The sequence below is a fragment of the Paenibacillus uliginis N3/975 genome (genome assembly GCF_900177425.1).
Taxonomy (GTDB): Bacteria; Bacillota; Bacilli; order Paenibacillales; family Paenibacillaceae; genus Paenibacillus_AQ; species Paenibacillus_AQ uliginis.
Genome location: NZ_LT840184.1, coordinates 1,378,619 through 1,399,543, shown reverse-complemented (window position 1 = coordinate 1,399,543; position 20,925 = coordinate 1,378,619). Strand labels below are relative to the sequence as shown.

Genomic DNA, 20,925 nt, shown 5'->3' with positions numbered 1-20,925 from the left:
ATAGTTAATTAGCGAAGTTCAACCGGCACATATTTTTGATCCGTTAATCCTGTGTACTCTGCGCGCGGACGGATAATCCGGTTACCGTCGTACTGCTCCAGAATATGCGCTGTCCATCCGGAAACGCGGCTGATTGCAAAAATAGGGGTGAATAGCTCATGTTCGATACCAAGTTGCGTATATACCGATGCCGAGTAAAAATCCACATTGGGCTTCAGACCCTTCTGGCCGGTCACTGTCTCTTCAATCAGAACTGACATATCATACAGGGTTGTGTCACCCTTCATCTTTCCGAGTTCACGAGACATTTTTTGCAGATGCTTGGCACGTGGATCGCCGTTTTTGTATACACGGTGTCCGAAACCCATGATTTTCTCGCGGTTGTCCAATTTCTCTTGAATATAGGCTTCTGCTTTATCGAGGGTTCCAACTTCGTTCAGCATCTTCATAACGGCTTCATTAGCTCCTCCATGTAGCGGGCCTTTGAGCGCACCGATAGCGGATGTAACACCCGAGTAAATATCGGACAGCGTAGCCACGGTTACACGGGATGCGAACGTTGAAGCGTTCAGCTCATGATCGGCGTGAAGCACAAGGGCCTGGTCCAGAGCTTTAATCGAGGTTTCATCCGGTTGCTCGCCTCTGAGCATGTAAAGGAAATTCTCAGCAATAGATGCGCCAGCTTTCGGAGCTACAGGCTCTTTGCCTTGACGAACTCGTGCGATAGCCGCGATGATTGTAGGCAACTGAGCTTGAAGTTGAACCGCTTTCTTTTCATTTGCTTCACGGCTCATATCGTCTGCAGCTTCGTCATACAGTGCGAGAGCAGATACGGCGGATCGAAGAGCAGCCATCGTATTCGCATCTTGCGGATACAGTTTGATTTGTTGTATCAGTTTATCCGGAATAGCCGCGTAATTGCTCAAATCCTGTTGCAGCGATTGTAACTCTTGTGCGTTCGGAAGCTTTCCGAACCAAAGCAAATAAGCCACTTCCTCAAAACTGGCATGTTCTGCGAGGTCATCAATGTCATAGCCTCGATATGTGAGAACACCATCAAAGATCGAGCTGATCGAGGAAGTTGTGGCTACAATGCCTTCCAAACCCTTGGTAGCTGTCATGCATCATCTCTCCTTTTTGTTCGGGATAAACTGCGTTGGATCGTCATGAAAATGTTTTCATGAAGCCGAATAATAAAGAAAAAACCTTGAAGAGGCCAATAGCCATGTTATCAGTCGTAAAACCTTCTCATATCATACTGGATAATGTCTGATATGTGAACAATGACAGAGTCATTCTCTATATCAAATTGTTTTATCGACATCATAAACTATTTTTTGAAATCACTTACAATTCCATTATAACCGTGATAATTATCATTGTCGAATCTTGATTTTTTCCATTTGATAATATCAAAATTGCATATATTGGAAAAGACCGGCCCCTGTACAATCAGGGATCCGGTCTTCGTAAAAATTAAAAACTGCAAAATTCCCAATGTTAACGCCGAAAAATCGTAATTTTGCCATTCTTCATATTTTTCTTCATCCACTTCAGCAGCAAGAATCGGTACAAAGGCCGTGTCAGAGGAAAAATCAATGTAAACCCAACAATATCTGTCACAAAACCAGGCACAATCAGTAAAATTCCCCCTGCAAAAATACAGAGGCCTTCTGCCATCGATAATCCGGGCACCATACCCGAGTTCATCTTCAGTTTGGCATCCTCCATAGCCTTACGCCCTTCAAATCTCATCATCGCAACACCGATGGCGGAGGTAAGCAGTGTCAGTAGTAGCGTATTCATGCCACCGACCCGCTCCGCTACTAAAGAAAATCCGAATATTTCAATGGCAGGCAGAAAAATAACGGCCGCCAGCATCCACTTCCACATGATTTACTACTCCTTTCCTCCCAAAAGAGAACCTCTTAAAGCATCATACAACTTGGGAACATTTTTATCCAGTCTTGCTGGTTTCCAGTCTCTATTCACCCATACATGACGCGTTGCGCCGATCACAAGTTTATCTCCCGGAAGCTCTCCTGCTTCTTGCTGTCCTACAGTATCCAGCAATCCCCGATCCTCATCATTCAGTCGGCGCACCTCATACTCGTAATGAATCCGAAGCGGCGAGAAAACCGTCATACGTGTGAACACCGTCACAAGGTCATCGTATCGTGCCGGACTTTTGTACTGGATATCCAAATCCACGAGAGGGAGAAGGACGCCTTCCTCTTCCATTCCCCTGTACGTAAATCCCAGCTGCCGAATCATCTCGGTTCTTCCAATTTCAAACCAGTTCAAATAGTTAGCGTGATATACCACACCCATTTGATCGCTTTCTTGATAGCGTACCCGAAAGGATGTTGTAAACCAACGACTTACCTGTTCATCTGATACTTTTGGCATAAGTTCACCCCGTTATTTATAGAAAAAGCAATGGGCGATTGCTCGTCCATTGCTTTTTACGACTCTATTCTAACCCAAGGCAGAAGATTAGTTCTGCGCAGGGATTTGACTAACTTTAATCAGGTTTGTAGAACCGGATTTACCAAGCGGTACACCAGCTGTAATAACAACCAGGTCGCCTTCCTTTACAAGCCCGGATTTTTGTCCGCCTTGAAGGGCATATTCAAACATCTCATCTGTAGACGTAGCTCTTTCGCCTTTAACCGGAGTTACACCCCAAGACAATGCTAGACGTCTCATTGTTCTCTCCTGCGTCGTTACAGCGACGATAGGAGCCTTAGGACGGTACTTGGAAACCATACGTGCGGTTTGTCCGGATTCTGTCGAAGAGATGATCGCTTTCGCGTTCAAGTCCAATGCGGAAATAGCAACGGATTGGCTGATCGCTTCTGTAATACTTGTGTCCTGAGCAATACGTTGCTTCAAGAACAGGTCATGGTAGTTCAGAGCGGATTCCGCTTTTTCTGCAATACGGGACATAGTCAGAACAGATTCTACTGGATATTTACCTGCAGCTGTTTCACCTGAAAGCATGATTGCATCCGTGCCATCAAAGATCGCATTCGCCACGTCACTTGCTTCCGCACGAGTTGGGCGCGGGTTACGCTGCATGGAGTCCAGCATTTGTGTTGCCGTAATAACTGGTTTTCCTGCAATATTACATTTTTCGATCATGCGTTTTTGCGCAAGAGGTACTTCTTCAGCCGGGATTTCAACACCCAAGTCACCACGGGCTACCATCAGGCCGTCGGAAACTTCCAGGATTTCATCCAGGTTATCCACACCCTGTTGGTTCTCGATTTTAGAGATGATCTGCACATGCTCAGCGTTGTGGCTTTTCAACAGTTCGCGGATTTCCAGTACGTCACTGGCTTTACGAACGAAGGAAGCTGCGATAAAATCGATGCCCTGCTCGATCCCGAAAATAATATCGTTGGCGTCCTTTTCAGTAATACCTGGAAGGGAAATGTTCACACCCGGTACGTTTACGCCTTTTTTACTCTTGATTGTTCCGCCATTAACGATACGGCATTTAATCTCAGTGCCTTGAACTTCCACGACTGTAAGACCGATCAAACCATCATCGATCAAAATCGTAGATCCCACATGAACATCTTCCGGCAGTTCTTTGTAAGTAATGGAGAGACGGTTCTTGTCACCAAGGATTTCTTCGGTAGTAAGTGTGATGTATTCATCCTGCACAAGCTCCACCGGTTCCACTTCCAATTTGCCGGTACGGATTTCTGGTCCTTTCGTATCCAAAAGGATAGCAACCGTTTTGTTCAATTCCTGGCTAGCTTGGCGAATGGTTTTGATCCGGTTGCCATGCTCATCAAAATCGCCATGGGAGAAGTTCAGACGGGCAACGTTCATGCCGGCCATAATGAGCTTCTTAGTGTTTTCCAACGATTCACTGGAAGGACCGATAGTACATACAATTTTAGTTTTACGCATTTGGGTTTCCTCCGTTTTTCAAGGGTTCTCTATATCTCTGTTCCAACAACTAAATCTACTACAAAACTTCTCGTTTGTATAGGAATTTTGTCATATATCTATAATCGAAAGTCCTTTCAAACGAGCTTATCAGTCTGTTCGGACACTGCATAGTCATAACTGCCGATCTTGCGAAACTTCCGATAACGGTCTTCTTTCAGCTCACAAGGATCCATTATAGACAGTTCCTTCAGATGACGGACGAGTGCATCCTGAATCGCTGAAGCCGTCTCTTCATACCCTCGGTGCGCCCCACCTTTCGGTTCCGGGATAATCTCTTCAATGACTTCCATCTCGAGCAGATCCTCTGCAGTAATCTTCATCGCTTGTGCAGCCTGGTCGGCTTTCGATGCATCTTTCCACAGGATAGAAGCTGCTCCGTTCGGTGAAATAGCCGAGTAAATCGCATTCTCAAGCATCAGGACACGGTTACCTACGGCCATCGCAAGAGCACCGCCGCTACCGCCTTCGCCGATGACCACACAAACAATAGGCACTCCGAGTGCCGACATTTCCCTCAGGTTACTGGAAATCGCCTCGGATTGACCTCTCTCTTCAGCTGTATTACCTGGATAAGCACCCTTTGTATCAACAAAAGTGATCACAGGACGCTTAAACTTCTCAGCCTGCCGCATAAGCCGCAGTGCCTTCCTGAAGCCTTCCGGATGCGCGCTTCCGAAGAAACGGGCGATATTATCTTTCGTATCCTTTCCCCGCTGTTGGCCCACAACTGTAACCGGGATACCATTCAACTTAGCCAATCCGCCAACAACTGCCAGATCGTCACCGTACAGCCGGTCTCCATGCAGTTCGATGAAATCGGTAAATATCAGTTGAATAAGATCAAGCGAAGTTGGCCTCTGCTGATGTCGGGCCAGATGCATTTTTTGTGAAGGTGAAATGGAGGAATAGATCTCTTCTTCCAGACGACTATAGCGTTCTTCCAAACGAGCGATTTCATCCGTAAAATCGATTCCTTTTTCCTGTCCGAACTGCTTTAGTTCTTCAATCTTCTTACGCATTTCTGCAAGCGGCATTTCAAAAGGAAGTTCGCCTGACATCAAAATCCCCCTTTCGAGGTGTGCATTTCCAACAATCTTCCAAGCATCGTACGCAGATCCTTGCGATGAACGACCATATCCAGCTGACCGTGCGCCAAGTTGAACTCGGCGGTCTGGAAATCATCCGGAAGCTTCTGACGTATCGTCTGCTCGATAACGATGCGTCCGGCAAAGCCGAACACAGCACCGGGTTCAGCAATATTGATATCTCCAAGTGATGCAAAGCTAGCTGAAACACCACCTGTTGTCGGGTCTGTAATGACCGAAATAAAGAGGCCACCCCGTTCGTTGAACCGCGAAAGTGCTGCACTCGTCTTGGCCATCTGCATCAGGCTGAGAATACTTTCCTGCATCCGAGCTCCACCAGAAGTAGAGAAAATAATGAGCGGTAGCCCTTGATCCGTTGCAGACTCGATCGCCCGGGTAATTTTCTCACCAACAACCGATCCCATGCTTCCAGTAAAGAAGTCGAAACTCATCACTGCCACGATAACAGGTTGTTCACTAATAAAACCTTTACCCGTGATTACCGCATCATGAAGGCCTGATTTCATCTTCTGCTGCTCCAACTTGGCTGCATAACCAGGAAATTGCAAAGGATCAACGGAAATCATATCGGCGTCAAATTCTTCAAAGCCTGTCTCATCCAGCGTCATGCCAATGCGCTCCCATGCGTTCAAACGCATATGGTGACCACACTCTGAGCACACTTTTAGATTTTTCTCAAGTTCCTTACTGTATTGAATACTGCCGCATTTGCTGCACTTATTCATTAGGCCTTCAGGAATTTCCCGTTTCGGACGTTCGCCTTCTTCTGGCTGTCCTGTCCGTCCAAGACGTTCCGAAGGAATGGTGGCATATTTTCTTTTTTTCTGAAACAGATCTTTAAACACAACTACACCTCTCCAGCCGCAAATTTGAATGGCCGCAAACTTAGCAAATCTGTACATCCAAGAAGAAACGCCTTCGGCGTCCTTTTTAAAGGACGGCGGCGTTTCTGCGAGAAATATAAGCCAAGTATACAATATGAAATTTATACTTACTTATATTCCAAGCGTAAACGGTTTCGCCGTCTTTGACAGGCAAAGCTTACGTTTCGCAGAGAAATCTAAGTTAAGTATAGTGTCAAACTTATACTTCCTTAGATTCCAATAAACAAGCTTCGCTATGTATCCCTTAAGCTAGGGGTGCAAAATCGAATTCAACACTTCCTGTACTTCCTCAAGCTCTCCGGAGGGAACCAAAATCTCAAATTGTTGTTTGGAAAGATTTACAGGACGGCTCTGAACCAAAAAACCTTCTTCCGTAAGCTTGGTTTTAATCATTTCCGCCACTTTGGCGGTTGGCGCGATATAGATTACCGTCCACATGCCTTTCAGTTCCCCCTAATCTCGTGCCATAGGCATATCCTGTGCCGATATAATGGATAATGATAACACACTTCACTTTTTACCTCAACAAAAGAGGAAGGGGGCAGAAAGAGCATTTCCCCTTATCTAAAGGGGTATAGCAACATAAAAAAATTAATCCCCTTCTACAGTGTAAAGGGTTGCTTGCGGATTGTTATGGGCAATACGTGAAGAAGCGGCAGCGGCAATACCTGCTACAAGATCATCAAGAAACACATGTATGCTGTCCGTCTTCTCGTTCAATGTTTCAATAACTCCTATTTTTTCCTTATCCAAATAACCGAAGCTGGTCAGTCCGATCATACCGTAAATACTCGTAACCCCCAAAGCCATCGTTTCATCCACGCCGTACAGCGGTTCATCCTTCTCCATGATCGATTGAAGTGGCTCTGGAAGAAGCTTTTGCTCGGCCAGCTCATCCAGCGCAATTCCTGTAAACAGTGTATACTGCACTTCTCTCTTTCCAAGCACTGCCCGCACGCTCTCTTCACACTGCTCCATCGTCAGGGTCGGATGATACTTTCTCTGCAAACGATAGACAATATCCGCAATGGAGGATACACTGACGCCTCTTCGGTTCAGCATACCCTCTGCTAATTCCATTGACATAACTAATCCCCCCCGCGCGTTAACCGGAACAACCGCTGCTGCGCCTTGGATAGGAAAAAGGCCTCGGTAACGATATTCCGGATATTGTTGTCCTGTAGTGTCCTATGTGTATGCGGGAGGGGTATGAAACGTTCATGAATTTTATTTAACGGGAGTAACGTCTATTTAACTTTAACAGTATCCTTTCCAAGCATGTCCTCCATGCGGGTAAACAATGCAGGGGATGGTTTAATCCGGTAGGCGTCACTCAGACCGAGCACTTTCTGGCTCCGCTCATAAAATAGCACGGTTGCCACGGGTCCCGGGTGCTCTTGCAGAAGCTCCTTTAAGCGGGTCAATAGCTGCGGATCTTCCGCCTCCCGCGTAATCTTCACAAAGACGCGCTGTTCGTGCTTCACCGAATCCGTCCGTCCAGCAGTTACAGATCGAGCGTTCATCTCAACGTTAGCAGTACGGGGCGTCGCATCGGTACGGGAAACCATATCCTGAACAATCGGTTTATCCGTCGGAGACACTATTAATGTTGACGTTTGTGGCGTTGTCCGGCGAGTTGAACCAGCACCTTGGGGAGCAGTTCCTCCTGCGCTCTTTCCGGCGGAAGCCGTACGGATTCGGCCTCGGCGGATCAGCTGGATCAGCCGCTCTTCCTCTAGAGGAGCCAGCTCCTCAGCCAGCAGCTTAAATCCTTCATCCTGCTGCTGAACCTTGGCGCGAAGGGCGAGAAGTGCCCCCTTCTCAATCAGTTGGGCGCTCCGTTTCCATACTTCCGGGAACAGGACCACCTCACAGCGTTCGATCTGATCCTCCCATTCCATGAAAGCCATCGCTTTTCCCTGTTTGGTCGTAATTGTCTTCAGTGACACAACCATACCCGCCACCGTAACCACCGTATCGTCCGGCGCTTCCGTCAAATCCATCAACCGGTCTGCCCCCGATTTCTCAAGCAAAAGATCGTAATCATCGAGCGGGTGTCCGGACAGGTACATACCGAGCAGTTCGCGTTCCAATTCCAACTGTTGTCCCGCAGAATACGGGGGAATATCCGGATATTCGATGTCCCAATTTGTCGTTTCTACAAAATCAAACAGCTGTATCTGCAAATCTTCGCGTTCTTTCCGCCACTTCACGGCAGCTTCTACGGTTTCATCCAGCATAGCTATCAGCTGGGACCGGTGCCCTGGGAGCGTATCAAAAGCACCCGCCTGAATGAGCGATTCGATAACCCGCTTATTGCACACACGCAGATCAACCCGGCGGCAGAAATCGAGCAGACTTTCAAACGGCTTGTCTTCCCGGATCTGGACGATATTTTCCACAGCCTGAGTCCCAACATTTTTGATTGCCGCCAGTCCGAAGCGAATCCCACCGTTTCGTCCTTCAGTCGCCAGGTTGTCTTCATCCGAATCGGAGCCGGAACGGCCCGATACCGGTGTAAACAAAGCTCTGCTTTCATTCACGTCCGGCGGCATCACATTAATGTTCATACGATGGGATTCAAGCACGTACTCCGCCACTTTCCGATGGCTGCCCATCACAGCCGTCAGCATAGAGGCCATAAATTGAACCGGATAGTGAGCCTTAAGATAAGCTGTTTGAAAAGCCAGTACACCATAAGCAGCTGCGTGCGCCCGCGGAAAACCGTAGTCCGCAAAGCGTACAATCATATCGTACACCCGATTTGCATCCTCTTCGTTGTAATTCTGCTTCAAGCTGCCGGACACAAAATGGCCTCGCTCCCTGTCTAATACCTCCCGTTTCTTTTTCGATACCGCTCGTCTCAGCAAATCGGCTTCACCAAGCGAAAATCCCGCCATGGCCGAAGCGATCTGCATAATCTGTTCCTGATAAACAATAATTCCATAGGTATCCCCCAGAATCGGGATCAGGTCAGGGTGCGGGTATTCCGGTTCAATCATGCCATGCTTGGCCTGAATGTATTTCGGTATAAACTCCATCGGACCGGGGCGGTACAGTGCCAGAACGGACACGATGTCTTCAAACGCCGATGGCTTTAAATCCTTCAATACGCGGCGCATCCCCGCTGATTCCAGCTGAAATACACCTGTCGTTTCACCGCGTCCCAACATTTGATAGGTCCCCGGATCGTCATCAGACACTTTCTCGAAATCCGGAGCCGCTTCACCAATCCAGCGCATAGTTCGCTCGATAATCGATAAGGTCCGAAGCCCGAGAAAGTCCATTTTCAGGAGGCCTATGCTTTCCAGATGCTCCATGGAATACTGGGTTAGCGCCGTCTTCTCACTGCCTTCCTGCAGCGGAACCGCATCGGTTAACGGATCGCGGGATATGACTACGCCCGCCGCATGAGTTGATGCATGACGAGGCATCCCCTCCACTTTGAGCGCCATATCGAGCAGCTCCCGAACCTTGGGCTTGGTATCGTACTGTTCTTTCAGACCAGGGCTTTCTTTCAACGCTCGTGATATGCTGATACCCAAATGGTTCGGAATCAGCTTAGCCGCTCTGTCCACATCTCCATACGGCACATTTAATGCACGTCCGACATCCCTGACCGCAGCCCTTGCAGCCATCGTACCAAAAGTTATAATCTGGGCAACATGCTCCCGCCCGTACTTATGAACCACATAATCAATAACCTCGTCCCGTCGTTCGTCACTGAAGTCAATATCGATATCCGGCATCGTGACACGTTCCGGGTTCAAAAACCGTTCAAAGAGCAGATTGTACTTTATTGGGTCCACATTCGTTATGCACAGTGTATACGCAACAAGACTGCCGGCGGAAGAGCCCCTTCCGGGTCCAACGGCAATGCCCTGCTTGTGAGCGTATGCGATAAAATCCCACACGATAAGAAAATAATCGCTAAAGCCCATACTCTCAATGATGTTCAGCTCATAATCAAGCCGGCGCTCCAGCTCTGCTCGGTTATCTGCCGATGTGAAGCGCTCTGTACCTTCATAACGTTCACGAAGACCGGCACCGCACAGCTGCCGTAAATAAGAAGCTGCATCCATCCCTTCTGGCAAAGGCCGGTATTCCGGAAGAATAGACCTGCCAAACTCCAGTTCAAGGTTGCACTGTTCCGCAATAGCGGCCGTGTTATCCACCGCTTCCAGCACGTGAGGGAACAGCCGTTTCATTTCGTCTTCGCTCTTCAAATATAGCTGGCTGGTCGGGATTCTGAGCCGGTCTTCGTCCTCCACCGTCTTGCCTGTCCCGATACAGATTAACACATCCTGTACTTCCGCATCGGCTGACGTCAAATAGTGCACGTCATTTGTTGCCGCCAGTGGAATGCCTAATTCCCGGCTTAAGGCGATGAGTTGGGGATTGACTCGTTTTTGCTCCGGCAATCCGTGATCCTGCAGCTCCAGGTAATAGTCATCTCCGAAAACAGCCTTATAACGCAGCGCAGCAGCTTTGGCCTCTGCTTCCCTGCCGTGCAGCAAATGCTGTGGAACTTCTCCGCCAAGACAGGCACTGAGGCATATAATTCCCTCATGATGAGACGCGAGCGCCTCCATATCAATTCTAGGTCTATAATGATAGCCTTCCAGATGGCCGATGGAGCAAAGCTTCATCAGGTTCCGATAGCCGGTTTCATTTTTTGCGAGCAGAATGAGGTGATAGATAGGCTGGTCTTTACGACTCCCCCGCTCCTTACGCGATCCTGCTGTAATATAAGCTTCACATCCGATGATCGGCTTTATGCCATGCTTTTGGCATGATTTATAAAATGGAACGGCGCCGTACATGACCCCGTGATCGGTCAGCGCCAATGATTTCATGCCAAGCGCTGCCGCTTCCCGTACAAGGTCTTCAATACGCGCCGCTCCGTCGAGCAGACTGTATTCGCTATGCACATGCAAATGCACGAAAGTACTCATCATTCGCCTTCCTTTCGCCCCTTAAATTCTTATTCTTATTTTATCATAATGTGGCTCTACCCGCCCATAGAATGAAATCAGGAGCATCTGGACAGGCGGTCAACACCGCCTTCCCGGCAAGAAAGGGGACAAAAAGGATGAGTATTTTTTTATCTAAAGCGATACTGGACTTTTTCATAGCTTTCGGCATCGTGGTTGGGGGGGCTATGGTCGGAGGGGTTGGCGCCGTGCTCTCGATGCAGCCTCCGACTTTAACGATGCTTGACATTGCGGGCCGCATCAAAATTTGGGCACTTGCTGCCGCTGTCGGTGGAACCATTGATCCCATGCGTGTTATTGAGAGCAATATGCTGGATGGAAATTTGTCTCCCGCCATAAAACAGATTTTGTATCTGATCTTCGCATTCTTAGGGGCACATATGGGCAGTGAGCTGGTCAAATGGGTCTGCTCCAGCCGGAGTTAATGTATGAGGGTGCCTCCGTTCCGCCGTTTCCGTCCTTTTTATCAGGCCGCCTCGATCTTTATTCTCGGTATGGTCATCGGGAGTGTCGTCTATAATTCGTTATACCACGCCAGCTACAACAAGTTATGGATAAATAACAAAGACCTGCAAGTCCAAATTCTCCAATATGAAGAAGATATCAAGACGTTGAAGAAATACAGCAAGCAGCCAACGGTCATCCGGGAAATTAAAATCCGAACGGAACAAAAATCCGAACCGATTGATTCCCTCATTGAGAAAGAAATCGTTCAGATGATGGGTAAAGATCTAGCAGCACTGCGGGGTAGAAGCATATTTGATATCGATACCGACAGTAAGCTCACACGCTCACTGCTGGATGATAAAATATATACCGTCCGGGATAAAGACTACAAGATCAAAATCAGGACCATGCTGGTCATGGAAGGCGTTCTGCAGATCTGGGTGGATATCGGCAACTAAAGTGTACATCACATCTGAATAGATTCATGATACAATACGAGTATTCATGTAACCATGTCCATACCAAAGGAGTGCCTTTCTACCATGCTTGGTATTATCCGCTATGTCTTATTCGCAGTGCTGGTCATTTCCTGCATCACTGCTGCTTTATACAGCATTCGTGCCCGCAAAATGTCCGACCCGCTCGATCGAGGTATCTTTCATGCGTCGACGAATATCTATATGGGCATTATGCTGGTCGCCCTGTCTTTTATTGCCATGCTTATGTTCAGCGGCTCCACTCCCGCAGTGATCGTTGAGGCTGTTTTCATGGTAATGGGCGCCTTTAATATTTTTGCTGGCATTAGAAGTAAAAGCTATTACAGCCGTCAAAAATCGGCTCGCAGCTAGAATACAAACATTCAATTTAAATGAAAAAGGGCTATTCATCGGCCGGATATACTTCCGCCGGATGAGTAGCCCTCTTTGTTATGTGTTCCTGCATGAAACATGTTCCGTTACCCTGGATCTATCGCCTGCAGTGTCATGACCGATTTCGCGATCAGGTTGGATTGGTGACTGATTTCGATTTCCATCTTGCAAGTCCGCCGGCTCATCTCCAGAAGTCGCGGCGTCACCACAATCGGATCCTCAATCTGAATCGGGCGGATGAAATAAGTGGACAGATTATCGAGCACGTGATCACTACCGCTAATGTCCTTGGCTGCTTTAAAGGCAGCTTGGCTCATAACTGTTGTCAGGACACCTTGCGAAATCGTCCCGAGTTCTGTCGCCATCTGTGGTGTGATAAACCCATTAAAGAACAGATTTCCTTCCCCATCCCGATCTTCAGCCATTCCATTCCAGATCAGCTGATCAAACGTCTCCCCCAGCTGAGGCTGATTACGGGCATTCCGCATCGCCTCAAGCACTTCTTTCCGTGTAACTGTGGCAACGAGCTTACGGTTGCGGTCGACGATGGGAAGGAAGTCAATACCCTCCCACATCATAATCTGAGCAGCCGAGGCTAGTGATGTTTTTAAAGTGGCCGTAATCGGGTTACGGATAATTGCTCGTTCAATCGCCTGATTATCGGCAAGTCCGACAACATCCTTTACGCCAACGATGCCGATGACACGGTTCCATTCATCCGTAACCGGGAAACGTTGTTCTCCGCATTCCTTCGCCATTTCGATAAGCTCTCGAGCTGTAACCGAGCTCTTAAGCGCGTGAATTCTCGGTTTTTCGCCTGCGATGTCCTCGACAAGCATAATTTTTTTCTTGATTAGCCGGTCAAAAATGGCGCGATTGATCATTGAAGCTACGGTGAAGGTGTCGTGACGTGAAGAAAAGATTGGCAGTCCCAGCTGGTCCGCTAGTTGCTTTACTTCACGGCTTGTCCCAAAACCACCTGTTATGAGTACACCTGCTCCTTGCTCGAGGGCCAGAGAATGCGCATCCTCTCGGTTTCCGACAATCATCAGGCTTCCGGCATCAATATAGCGGACCATCGCTTCAACCTTCATGGCCCCGATCACATACTTATGCAGACTTTTATTAAGACCCTCAGCCCCGCCAAGTACATGCCCCTCAACGATCTCCACCACATCAGCGAAGGTCAGCTGCTCTGAAATATTCCGCGGCTTCCGCTCAATACGTACAGTTCCGATCCGTTCCTTCGTTACAACAATTCCCAGCCCTTCTGCTTCCTTAACTGCACGGTAAGCTGTACCTTCACTTACACCAAGCTCTTTGGCGAGCCTCCGGACTGATATTTTGGTTCCTACCTTTAAACTTTCGATATGCTGTACAAGTTGTTCGTGCTTCGTAATTGTCTCATCTCGAACATCCAACTGTTCCACCCCCCTACTCAATCTGTACCATACTGTATCTATTATACCAGACATGCATTATAAAATAACATGCGACACAGCAAAAAACCGTTCGCCAGCGAACGCGAACGGTTTTTTTTATGTTCTATGAAGTAATTTTAGGCGCCACGGCTTTTTTGCTCCTCAGGCCATTTTAGCTGCCATTGGTTCATCTTTTCCTTTCGGATTTCATCCAATGCCTTCTGTTTCGCTTCATCTACACCAATCAAAATATGCAGATGCGATGCAATGACCAACAGGGCGAATCCGGCCCATACAGCCCCAAACAGCGATGCCCAAGAAAAACCTCCTGCGAACGAAATGCTCGGCAGCGCATATACCAGCATCCCCAGCGCAATCAAGAGATAAGCGGAATGCTTAATCTTACTTTTCTTTTTCTTCATGAGTTATACAGCTCCTCTACTTTCTTCTGAACTCTATATATCTACTCTATGAGGAGCTGGTCCAAAATATGAAAGAAGAATGAAGAGTGAGCAAAAAAATCCGCGGCATCCGCCGCGGATTGTTAACTATTATGATTGAGTTGACCCATACAAATGCTGAAGACTGTCTGATATAATTTTGTTCACGTCCTCAATAATAATGCTCAAACGACGCTCCGCATCAAACAAACGGCGGATGTTCAGGTTAAGACTCAGCACTTCAAACAGCTTCTCCATCTTTTCCATCTCTTCCTGTGAAGGCATATCGCCGGTCATGATTCGCTGCTGCACTTCCATCTGACGCTCACGGAAGCTATCCAGCATCTGCTTGCTTTCTGGATCAGCTTCAATCAGTTTCATTGCAGAGGTAATTTCCTGTACTTCTTGACTTTCCTTCATCGCTCTAGCCAAATCATTCGCCTTGTCATAAATATTCATATTTGTCCTCCTACCGTGCGGACTATTACCGCAACATTATTTTTTTACTCTTATCTCCACAGCAAGGTAATGAACGACTGAAACATTCCGATAAGCCCGCCCAGCAGAACCCCAAGCCAGGTTATAGCCCGGAATTCCCGGCCCGATACGCTCAATATGACTTCTTCAAGACGTTCAACCGGAAATTTCTCTACCTGCTCCTGTACCAGGTTTGGCAGATCTACTGCCTTCATTGCTGCCGGAACGGCGTCCTCAAGCATTCGGAGTCCTTTATCGATCAAGCCTGGCAGTGCACCCTCGATCGCAGGAAGCCGGGGTGTGATGAAATCCGTGATCCGGACATTCTCCAGACGCTCAATCCATGCTTTCCACGGAATCGTTTCTTCAAGCTTTCGCGTAATCAAACCTGGACCAAGTTCTCCGGCTGCAGCCTCCACCACACGGCCAAGAGACATTTCTCCATATTGCTCCAGCTTACCTGATACAACAGAAACGATCGTCTGGCGAACCTTCTTTCCTTCCAGCTGACCGATCAGCATCGGCGTCAATTTCTGAACCAGCTTGTCCTCATCCACAAAAATAGCGGCCATCGTGCCGAGAAATCCCCCTGCCTTATCCATCATCGCAGAAGCCATTTCTTTAAGCAAACGTTGGCCGTCCGATGACAACAGCGTATCCCCAAGCTCCTTTAATAGCGCTTCGGCAGCCACCTCACTCCAGCGCTGCCGGGTTTCCTCGGACCAGCCGGGAATCAGATCCTTCAGCGGTTTGTCTTCTAAGCCATAATCGGACCAGACTGCGGTCACCCCGCGGGCCGTTACCGATTGAGCCGTCAGAACAGCACGATCTTTCAACTGCTGCCACTCTTCCGGGCTCCACAATTTCAATGCCAGATCGCCCAGTGTCTGCTCGCTCTCCGAAAGCAACTTCAACTTCCGGTTTACCGCATCCTCCGCCCTTGTACGAAAAAGTGGTTTGCGAATCATTTCTTGAAGCCCTTCACTCGTCACCAGATAATCGGATACCACTTTACCGAGAGATTCCGCAATCTCTTCCTTCCGCTTCGGAATCAGTCCAGGCGTAAAAGGCAGCCTCCATCCGCGTATACGAATTTCTTCACGAGGATGGAAGAGCATTTTAATTGCAAAATGGTTCGTAATGCCGCCGACAAACGCAGCCACCCCCACGTTCACTAATATAAACAGCCAGTCCGGCATTTTTAAAGTCCTCCCTTTTTCCAAATCCGTACAATCACCAAGGGATATATGTCCTCATATGATGAATTACATGCAATGTTCAGATGAAGTCCAATCTGTCCACTAGACATCAAGTAGTTGTCGGAAGGAGATCCAAGATGTCCAAAACCAAGATATCGGTTCAACTGTTCCGCTCGGGCAATCTGCAGGATAACGATATCAAGCTTGGCGAGAAGCTGATAAAACTGCTCCGAATTCCAACAGAACACCCCATACAGCTTGCCATCGGCTCCTTCAAGCAGGAGATACGTGTCATACCTGGGATAAAATCGACTGTACTCCGTATAAGCCCTTCCCTGTCAAGCAGTTCCGGACTTCTTCCTCAATCGGTTCTGAACGTCAAATACAACGCCGCCGACAAAACACTGCGACTCGGTCCCGTAATCGGAGTTATGATAAGCCGTTATGATCCAGAGGATCCAAGCAAACCCTTCGGATCGATCTCATCATTTTGCATGGAGATGGTCAATGCCTGTCAAAAATTAGGTGCGTATGTATACTTTTTCACCCCAGAGATGATCGGTCCGAACCCGTCAACACTTGAAGGGGTACGATATGACGAGGGGTGGAAGAAGGGTCCCGTACCCGCACCGGATGTGGTCAACAACCGGCTTCCCACACGCAAATTGGAGAATAGTCCTAGCGTACAGCATTTTATGAAAGAAGTAAAATCCAGACTGGGCACTCACATTTTCAACGAGAAGTTCCTGGATAAGACGGAAGTTTTTGATGCACTGGGCTCGGATGAGAAGCTTAAGAAATACTTACCCGAATCCTATTCACTGAAAAGCTACCCTATACTCAAAAAAATGTGTGCTGCATATCCGATGGTCTTTCTAAAACCGGTTCGCGGCAGTTTAGGCAAAGGTATTATCAGAATCTCCCGCCAGGCAGACGGCACCTATCAAACCCTAACCACCTCACTTGAGGGGATTAAAAAAAATAGTTACTCGTCCCTTACTAAGCTGTACAGCAGTCTATCCGGCAAAATCAAAAAAAACCGCTATCAGATTCAACAAGGCCTGGACTTGGTCCGACTCCATAAAAAAAATGTGGACTTTCGCGCGCTCGTCCACAAAAACAAAAAAGGTAAGTGGAGTTTAACGTCTATTGTGGCCAGAGTTGCGGGAGGAAATCATTATGTATCCAATCTCGCCCGTGGAGGAACGCTGTCCACGGTTAAAGACGCGCTTGCCATGAGCGGTATCCCTCCTACCGCAAAGCTAACAGCGAGCAACCGGATGGAGAAGGCTGCACTCGATATCGCCAAAGGCATTGAAGCAGCGATTCCTTCACACTTCGGAGAGCTTGGGATTGATTTAGCGGTGGATACTGCAGGACGAATCTGGCTTCTTGAAGTCAACTCCAAGCCGTCCAAGGGCGACAATGCTCCGCTCAATGTTCAGAAGGTCCGTCCATCAGCGATTCGCCTTGTCCAATACAGCCATTACTTGACTGGCTTTTAAAAAAGGAGCAACTATGCCCTCTGATTACATTGGAACACTCGGTGTCATGGTATGCCGGAGAACAGGATCACCTCCATTCGCGGAAAAGGAATACCTTCGCGAATTGTGCCTGGCCTCTTCCTGCCTCGGCATTACCGTATTTGTGTTTTTCCCGGAGGATAAACCAGATTCAGTTAAGCTGAATCACCTAATCTCAGGCTATACCTACAGACGCGGAGGCTGGGAAAAGAGAAACTTTCCTGTCCCGGACATTATATACGACCGCTGCCTATTTAAGAACACTGATGAAACTTCTTCCGCTGCGGCGTTCCTGAGTGATCTGCCTGACGGCCGTTGGTCTATGTGGTCACGGGGATTGCCCGGAAAAATCCGTGTGTATAATCTTCTAAAGCGTGAACAGTGCCTCTCGCCTTATCTCCCACATACCCTAAGCTATAACGGGAGTGAATCATTAAATCAGGCTTTATCCTTGTTTGACGGGAAGCTGTTTCTGAAACCAAGCGGAGGCTCCCATGGCAAACATACCCTCTATGTGCATTGTACTGGTAATGAAGAAACCGTATTACAAGGAAGAGACCGATCGAACTCGATATTCAAGATGACTTTACCAACCGGTGAACTATCATCCTGGGTAAAAAAGTTCACCGGACGCCGCCGTTTTATCATTCAGCCATATTTAAAGTTAACCAGTTGCGCTGGCAAACCCTATGATGTCAGAGTATTGGTTCAAAAAAATGCACGGGGCCGTTGGGCTACAACAGGGATGGCCGTTCGCCAGGGTCCGGCCGAAGGAATGACCTCCAACCTTCATGGCGGGGGCACGGCGTTACCCGTCCCTTCCTTTCTAGAATCTCAGTTCAGCGCTCCCGTGTCCGACAATATCATCGCCTGTATCAACCAACTGAGCGACCTCATCCCCCCCATTCTTGAAGGCGGATTTGGCCGTCTGGGCGAACTCGGCATCGATTTCGGAATAGACTGTTTCGGAAAGGTATGGCTGCTTGAGGTCAATTCAAAACCGGGGCGGCGCGCATTCAGGCAAACAGGGGACATTCCGGCAGCAAAGCTGTCAGTGGAGAACCCCCTTCGTTATGCACGTTATTTATTGCTTCGACAACTTAGGAGGGTTAATACATGAGTTTGACTTTTAGTAACGTTCACTTCTCGCATCAGCCCGAAAAAGTGGTCTTTATGTCTGGCTCGCTCATGAGAAGCCTGGGTCTTACAAGCAGGAGACAAATCCAGCTCCGCCTGGGCAGGAATGCCATATCAGCTTCATTGAAACCTATTGAGCGTTCCGGCAAACATCTGTATTTGAGTTCCGGCATCCGTAACAGTGTTCACGTCCCAAGAAGCGGGCCAGCATATGTTCATATGCCTAAGGATGGAGAGATTCAGATCGGACCGGTAGTCGGAGTATTATCCGATGGCCCCTCCAGTCCCTCGAGTCCCTTCGGTGCGCGAACAGCTTACATTAAACAGCTGCTGCGTGAAGGGAACAAAAAAATGTATGTTTATGCCTTTGCCCCAGGGGATATCAATTGGCAGAGGGAAACCGTCTATGCCTACCTTTTGAGCGCAAACGGCCAATTTGTTCGCAAGACTGTACCGCTTCCGGATGTTGTCTATAATCGACTCCCGAGCAGACGCACAGACTTCTCACCTTTCACTAATCAGCTGAGGGATCGGTTTATGAAGCGAAATATCTCCTTTTTCAACTGGGCTTTCTTTAATAAAGCAGATATTTATAACCAACTGGAAAATGATGTGCAAGCAGGACGGTATGTGCCTGAAACGTATTCGAATCCAAGCCCGGAACGAATCAAAGATATGCTGGAGCGCCATCGGTTCGTGTACTATAAGCCGTCCGCCGGAAGCCTCGGCAACGGGATCTACCGACTTACCTACCAACCAAAAAAAGGTTACTTTGCCCGCTACCGCAGCACCGGAGGAAACACCCTGCTTAAGTTTCCTACATTCACAAGCCTCATGCGCCTGCTACAATCCAGGCACGGTTCCGGCCTAAGAAACTATGTTATCCAGCAGGGAATCCGGCTGATTGAAATTGATGGATGCCCTATTGATTTCAGGTTCCATATGCATAAAGACGGCAGAAACCGCTGGTCAACTGTCGGAATTGGAGCCAAGAAGGCCGGGCGGGGAAGCGTAACGACCCACATCAAAAACGGCGGTCAACTGATGACTCCAGAACAGGCCTTAGGCCGTACGTTTGGTTCAAAGTCTCGGGAAGTTCTGGAGCGAGCTAAGCAGACGGCCGTTACACTCGCGGAAGCCATTGAAAACCACCACTCTCATGTTCTGGCTGAAATCGGATTTGACATTGGAATCGACGAAGATGAAAAAATCTGGATGTTTGAAGCCAATTCAAAACCCGGCAGGTCTATCTTCAGTCACCCTTCCCTTCGAGTCGAAGGAAAAGCGTCGGTTGAACATATTTTTGAGCACTGCTTGTATCTCGGCGGGTTCCACAGGGGGGAATGATTCGTGACCAATCGACTTGAGGATGATACCAAACCTGTTGTCGCGATTCTTACAATGCATGATTCCGTCCGACTATTTCGAGGTAATCGGCAAAATTTTCACGAAATCATCAAGACCGGCAAAGATATGGGATATCTCGTCTATGTTGTCACCGTACGTGATCTAAAGCTGAATTCCGGCAAGGTCAGAGGTTTTACGCCTGGCAGTGACCCGCATTCCTGGGAGCAGAGGTTGTTTCCTCTGCCCCGGGTAATCTATAACCGCATTCCTTACCGTGAAGATGAAATGAAGCCGCAGGTACGGCGTAAAATAAAAGAATGTATGCGTCATCCCAACATGGATATTTATAATCCGTTCTTCTTTAACAAGCGGCGGTTATTCTCCTGGTTAGGTAAATCACGGCTGACCCGGAAATGGGCCCCGGTCACCAAAAAACTTAAGGGTCTGCCGTCTCTGTACGAAATGATAAGACTCTGCTCTTACCTCTACCTCAAACCGGAAGAGGGAAAGGCCGGTCAGGGCATCATGAGATTGAGATATCAAAAAAACAAACCTATGCCTTACCGGCTCCAAATTCAAAACAATAAAAACAGCACAACTTATAAATCGGCAACACTTGAGAGGTTATGGGAACGTGTATATAGAGAGACTAAAGGTGAACCTTACATTATCCAGCAAGGAATTGAACTGACTGCCGTCCACGGACGTTCTTTCGACCTTCGGCTTCTGGTTCAGAAGTCGGATCTCGGCGTATGGGGGGTCACTGGAATTGGCGCCCGCATGGCGGGTACCCATAGCATCACCACCCACGTTCCACGTGGCGGTTCGATTGAGGATCCCGAGAAGCTTCTTCCGCCCCTGTTCGGATCGGAACAAACCGAAGTGATCCTGAGCAAAGTGCGGAACGCGGCCGTGCACATTGCCAAACAGATAGAGCAAGGCTGCCGTTACAGTCTAGGCGAGATGTCTATGGATCTCGGCTTAGATACGTCCGGCGAGCTATGGTTCTTTGAAGCAAACTCCAGACCGATGAAGTTTGATGAGCCTGCCATCCGCAAGCGGTCACTCGAACGGATATTCAATTACTGCGAGTATCTTATAGAAAATAGATAATT

General features: G+C 48.1%; 20 protein-coding genes. 7 read left to right on the top strand and 13 right to left on the bottom strand.

Features of this window, described 5'->3' with window-relative positions:
* Nucleotides 1–8: 8 nt before the first annotated feature.
* The 9 genes from citZ to B9N86_RS06495 form a co-directional block, all read right to left on the bottom strand.
* Nucleotides 9–1,121, bottom strand: coding sequence for a citrate synthase (gene citZ / locus B9N86_RS06535; RefSeq protein ID WP_208918291.1), 1,113 nt, complete (start codon nucleotides 1,119–1,121; stop codon nucleotides 9–11).
* A gap of 379 nt (nucleotides 1,122–1,500) precedes the next feature.
* The gene (locus tag B9N86_RS06530; protein WP_208918290.1) at nucleotides 1,501–1,893 is read right to left on the bottom strand and encodes an FxsA family protein; all 393 of its coding nucleotides are present in this window, start codon (nucleotides 1,891–1,893) and stop codon (nucleotides 1,501–1,503) included.
* Nucleotides 1,894–1,899: 6 nt separating this feature from the next.
* On the bottom strand, nucleotides 1,900–2,409 hold the full coding sequence (locus tag B9N86_RS06525) for an acyl-CoA thioesterase (protein WP_208918289.1): 510 nt from the start codon (nucleotides 2,407–2,409) through the stop codon (nucleotides 1,900–1,902).
* A gap of 87 nt (nucleotides 2,410–2,496) precedes the next feature.
* Nucleotides 2,497–3,924: a pyruvate kinase gene (pyk, locus tag B9N86_RS06520; protein ID WP_208918288.1), complete on the bottom strand. Its 1,428-nt coding sequence runs from the start codon at nucleotides 3,922–3,924 to the stop codon at nucleotides 2,497–2,499.
* 116 nt (nucleotides 3,925–4,040) lie between these two features.
* Nucleotides 4,041–5,024: an acetyl-CoA carboxylase carboxyltransferase subunit alpha gene (locus B9N86_RS06515; protein ID WP_208918287.1), complete on the bottom strand. Its 984-nt coding sequence runs from the start codon at nucleotides 5,022–5,024 to the stop codon at nucleotides 4,041–4,043.
* The gene (gene accD, locus B9N86_RS06510) at nucleotides 5,024–5,917 is read right to left on the bottom strand and encodes an acetyl-CoA carboxylase, carboxyltransferase subunit beta (RefSeq protein ID WP_208920137.1); all 894 of its coding nucleotides are present in this window, start codon (nucleotides 5,915–5,917) and stop codon (nucleotides 5,024–5,026) included. The genes B9N86_RS06515 and accD overlap by 1 nt, the downstream gene beginning before the upstream one ends.
* A 288-nt stretch (nucleotides 5,918–6,205) precedes the next feature.
* Nucleotides 6,206–6,394, bottom strand: a complete 189-nt coding sequence (locus tag B9N86_RS06505) for a glutamate decarboxylase (RefSeq protein ID WP_208918286.1) — start codon at nucleotides 6,392–6,394, stop codon at nucleotides 6,206–6,208.
* Nucleotides 6,395–6,547: 153 nt separating this feature from the next.
* Entirely contained in the window at nucleotides 6,548–7,042 is a 495-nt protein-coding gene (locus tag B9N86_RS06500) for a phosphatidylglycerophosphatase A family protein (protein WP_208918285.1), read from the bottom strand.
* A gap of 161 nt (nucleotides 7,043–7,203) precedes the next feature.
* The gene (locus B9N86_RS06495) at nucleotides 7,204–10,911 is read right to left on the bottom strand and encodes a DNA polymerase III subunit alpha (protein WP_208920136.1); all 3,708 of its coding nucleotides are present in this window, start codon (nucleotides 10,909–10,911) and stop codon (nucleotides 7,204–7,206) included.
* Nucleotides 10,912–11,048: 137 nt separating this feature from the next.
* On the opposite strand from B9N86_RS06495, the gene B9N86_RS06490 reads away from it, so the two are divergent.
* Genes B9N86_RS06490 through B9N86_RS06480 form a run of 3 tightly spaced genes read left to right on the top strand, consistent with a single transcriptional unit; the run spans nucleotide 11,049 to nucleotide 12,245 of the window.
* Nucleotides 11,049–11,375, top strand: a complete 327-nt coding sequence (locus B9N86_RS06490; RefSeq protein WP_208918284.1) for a YtrH family sporulation protein — start codon at nucleotides 11,049–11,051, stop codon at nucleotides 11,373–11,375.
* 3 nt (nucleotides 11,376–11,378) lie between these two features.
* The gene (locus B9N86_RS06485; RefSeq protein WP_208918283.1) at nucleotides 11,379–11,855 is read left to right on the top strand and encodes a sporulation membrane protein YtrI; all 477 of its coding nucleotides are present in this window, start codon (nucleotides 11,379–11,381) and stop codon (nucleotides 11,853–11,855) included.
* A gap of 54 nt (nucleotides 11,856–11,909) precedes the next feature.
* Complete coding sequence (locus B9N86_RS06480; RefSeq protein ID WP_244562979.1) at nucleotides 11,910–12,245, top strand: YtpI family protein; 336 nt, start codon at nucleotides 11,910–11,912, stop codon at nucleotides 12,243–12,245.
* A 107-nt stretch (nucleotides 12,246–12,352) separates the two neighbouring features.
* Here the strand turns inward: B9N86_RS06480 and B9N86_RS06475 are convergent, their stop codons facing one another.
* From B9N86_RS06475 to B9N86_RS06460, 4 genes are all read right to left on the bottom strand, one after another.
* Nucleotides 12,353–13,687, bottom strand: a complete 1,335-nt coding sequence (locus tag B9N86_RS06475; RefSeq protein ID WP_208918281.1) for a DRTGG domain-containing protein — start codon at nucleotides 13,685–13,687, stop codon at nucleotides 12,353–12,355.
* A gap of 137 nt (nucleotides 13,688–13,824) precedes the next feature.
* Nucleotides 13,825–14,109 carry a hypothetical protein gene (locus B9N86_RS06470; RefSeq protein ID WP_208918280.1) on the bottom strand — a complete coding sequence of 95 codons (285 nt, stop codon included), beginning with the start codon at nucleotides 14,107–14,109 and terminating at the stop codon, nucleotides 13,825–13,827.
* A gap of 129 nt (nucleotides 14,110–14,238) precedes the next feature.
* Nucleotides 14,239–14,586 carry a YlbF/YmcA family competence regulator gene (locus B9N86_RS06465; RefSeq protein WP_208918279.1) on the bottom strand — a complete coding sequence of 116 codons (348 nt, stop codon included), beginning with the start codon at nucleotides 14,584–14,586 and terminating at the stop codon, nucleotides 14,239–14,241.
* 50 nt (nucleotides 14,587–14,636) lie between these two features.
* Entirely contained in the window at nucleotides 14,637–15,803 is a 1,167-nt protein-coding gene (locus B9N86_RS06460; RefSeq protein WP_208918278.1) for a DUF445 family protein, read from the bottom strand.
* A 137-nt stretch (nucleotides 15,804–15,940) separates the two neighbouring features.
* On the opposite strand from B9N86_RS06460, the gene B9N86_RS06455 reads away from it, so the two are divergent.
* Genes B9N86_RS06455 through B9N86_RS06440 form a run of 4 tightly spaced genes read left to right on the top strand, consistent with a single transcriptional unit; the run spans nucleotide 15,941 to nucleotide 20,923 of the window.
* A complete protein-coding gene (locus B9N86_RS06455; RefSeq protein ID WP_208918277.1) occupies nucleotides 15,941–17,308 on the top strand; it encodes a YheC/YheD family endospore coat-associated protein in 1,368 nt (455 codons plus the stop codon).
* A gap of 13 nt (nucleotides 17,309–17,321) precedes the next feature.
* Entirely contained in the window at nucleotides 17,322–18,446 is a 1,125-nt protein-coding gene (locus B9N86_RS06450) for a YheC/YheD family endospore coat-associated protein (RefSeq protein ID WP_208918276.1), read from the top strand.
* The gene (locus B9N86_RS06445; protein ID WP_208918275.1) at nucleotides 18,443–19,810 is read left to right on the top strand and encodes a YheC/YheD family endospore coat-associated protein; all 1,368 of its coding nucleotides are present in this window, start codon (nucleotides 18,443–18,445) and stop codon (nucleotides 19,808–19,810) included. Before B9N86_RS06450 ends, B9N86_RS06445 begins: the two co-directional genes overlap by 4 nt.
* Before the next feature lie 3 nt (nucleotides 19,811–19,813).
* Entirely contained in the window at nucleotides 19,814–20,923 is a 1,110-nt protein-coding gene (locus B9N86_RS06440; protein ID WP_208918274.1) for a YheC/YheD family endospore coat-associated protein, read from the top strand.
* The last annotated feature ends 2 nt before the right edge of the window (nucleotides 20,924–20,925 follow it).

Bases quoted from the DNA above. Each gene is read 5' to 3' on its own strand.
- B9N86_RS06460 (WP_208918278.1), bottom strand. From the start codon at position 15,803: ATGCCGGACTGGCTGTTTATATTAGTGAACGTGGGGGTGGCTGCGTTT.
- B9N86_RS06465 (WP_208918279.1), bottom strand. From the start codon at position 14,586: ATGAATATTTATGACAAGGCGAATGATTTGGCTAGAGCGATGAAGGAA.
- B9N86_RS06485 (WP_208918283.1), top strand. From the start codon at position 11,379: ATGAGGGTGCCTCCGTTCCGCCGTTTCCGTCCTTTTTATCAGGCCGCC.
- B9N86_RS06455 (WP_208918277.1), top strand. From the start codon at position 15,941: ATGTCCAAAACCAAGATATCGGTTCAACTGTTCCGCTCGGGCAATCTG.
- B9N86_RS06495 (WP_208920136.1), bottom strand. From the start codon at position 10,911: ATGAGTACTTTCGTGCATTTGCATGTGCATAGCGAATACAGTCTGCTC.
- B9N86_RS06480 (WP_244562979.1), top strand. From the start codon at position 11,910: ATGTCCATACCAAAGGAGTGCCTTTCTACCATGCTTGGTATTATCCGC.
- B9N86_RS06470 (WP_208918280.1), bottom strand. From the start codon at position 14,109: ATGAAGAAAAAGAAAAGTAAGATTAAGCATTCCGCTTATCTCTTGATT.
- B9N86_RS06505 (WP_208918286.1), bottom strand. From the start codon at position 6,394: ATGTGGACGGTAATCTATATCGCGCCAACCGCCAAAGTGGCGGAAATG.
- B9N86_RS06525 (WP_208918289.1), bottom strand. From the start codon at position 2,409: ATGCCAAAAGTATCAGATGAACAGGTAAGTCGTTGGTTTACAACATCC.
- citZ (WP_208918291.1), bottom strand. From the start codon at position 1,121: ATGACAGCTACCAAGGGTTTGGAAGGCATTGTAGCCACAACTTCCTCG.
- pyk (WP_208918288.1), bottom strand. From the start codon at position 3,924: ATGCGTAAAACTAAAATTGTATGTACTATCGGTCCTTCCAGTGAATCG.
- B9N86_RS06515 (WP_208918287.1), bottom strand. From the start codon at position 5,024: ATGTCAGGCGAACTTCCTTTTGAAATGCCGCTTGCAGAAATGCGTAAG.
- B9N86_RS06450 (WP_208918276.1), top strand. From the start codon at position 17,322: ATGCCCTCTGATTACATTGGAACACTCGGTGTCATGGTATGCCGGAGA.
- B9N86_RS06490 (WP_208918284.1), top strand. From the start codon at position 11,049: ATGAGTATTTTTTTATCTAAAGCGATACTGGACTTTTTCATAGCTTTC.
- B9N86_RS06500 (WP_208918285.1), bottom strand. From the start codon at position 7,042: ATGTCAATGGAATTAGCAGAGGGTATGCTGAACCGAAGAGGCGTCAGT.
- B9N86_RS06445 (WP_208918275.1), top strand. From the start codon at position 18,443: ATGAGTTTGACTTTTAGTAACGTTCACTTCTCGCATCAGCCCGAAAAA.
- B9N86_RS06530 (WP_208918290.1), bottom strand. From the start codon at position 1,893: ATGTGGAAGTGGATGCTGGCGGCCGTTATTTTTCTGCCTGCCATTGAA.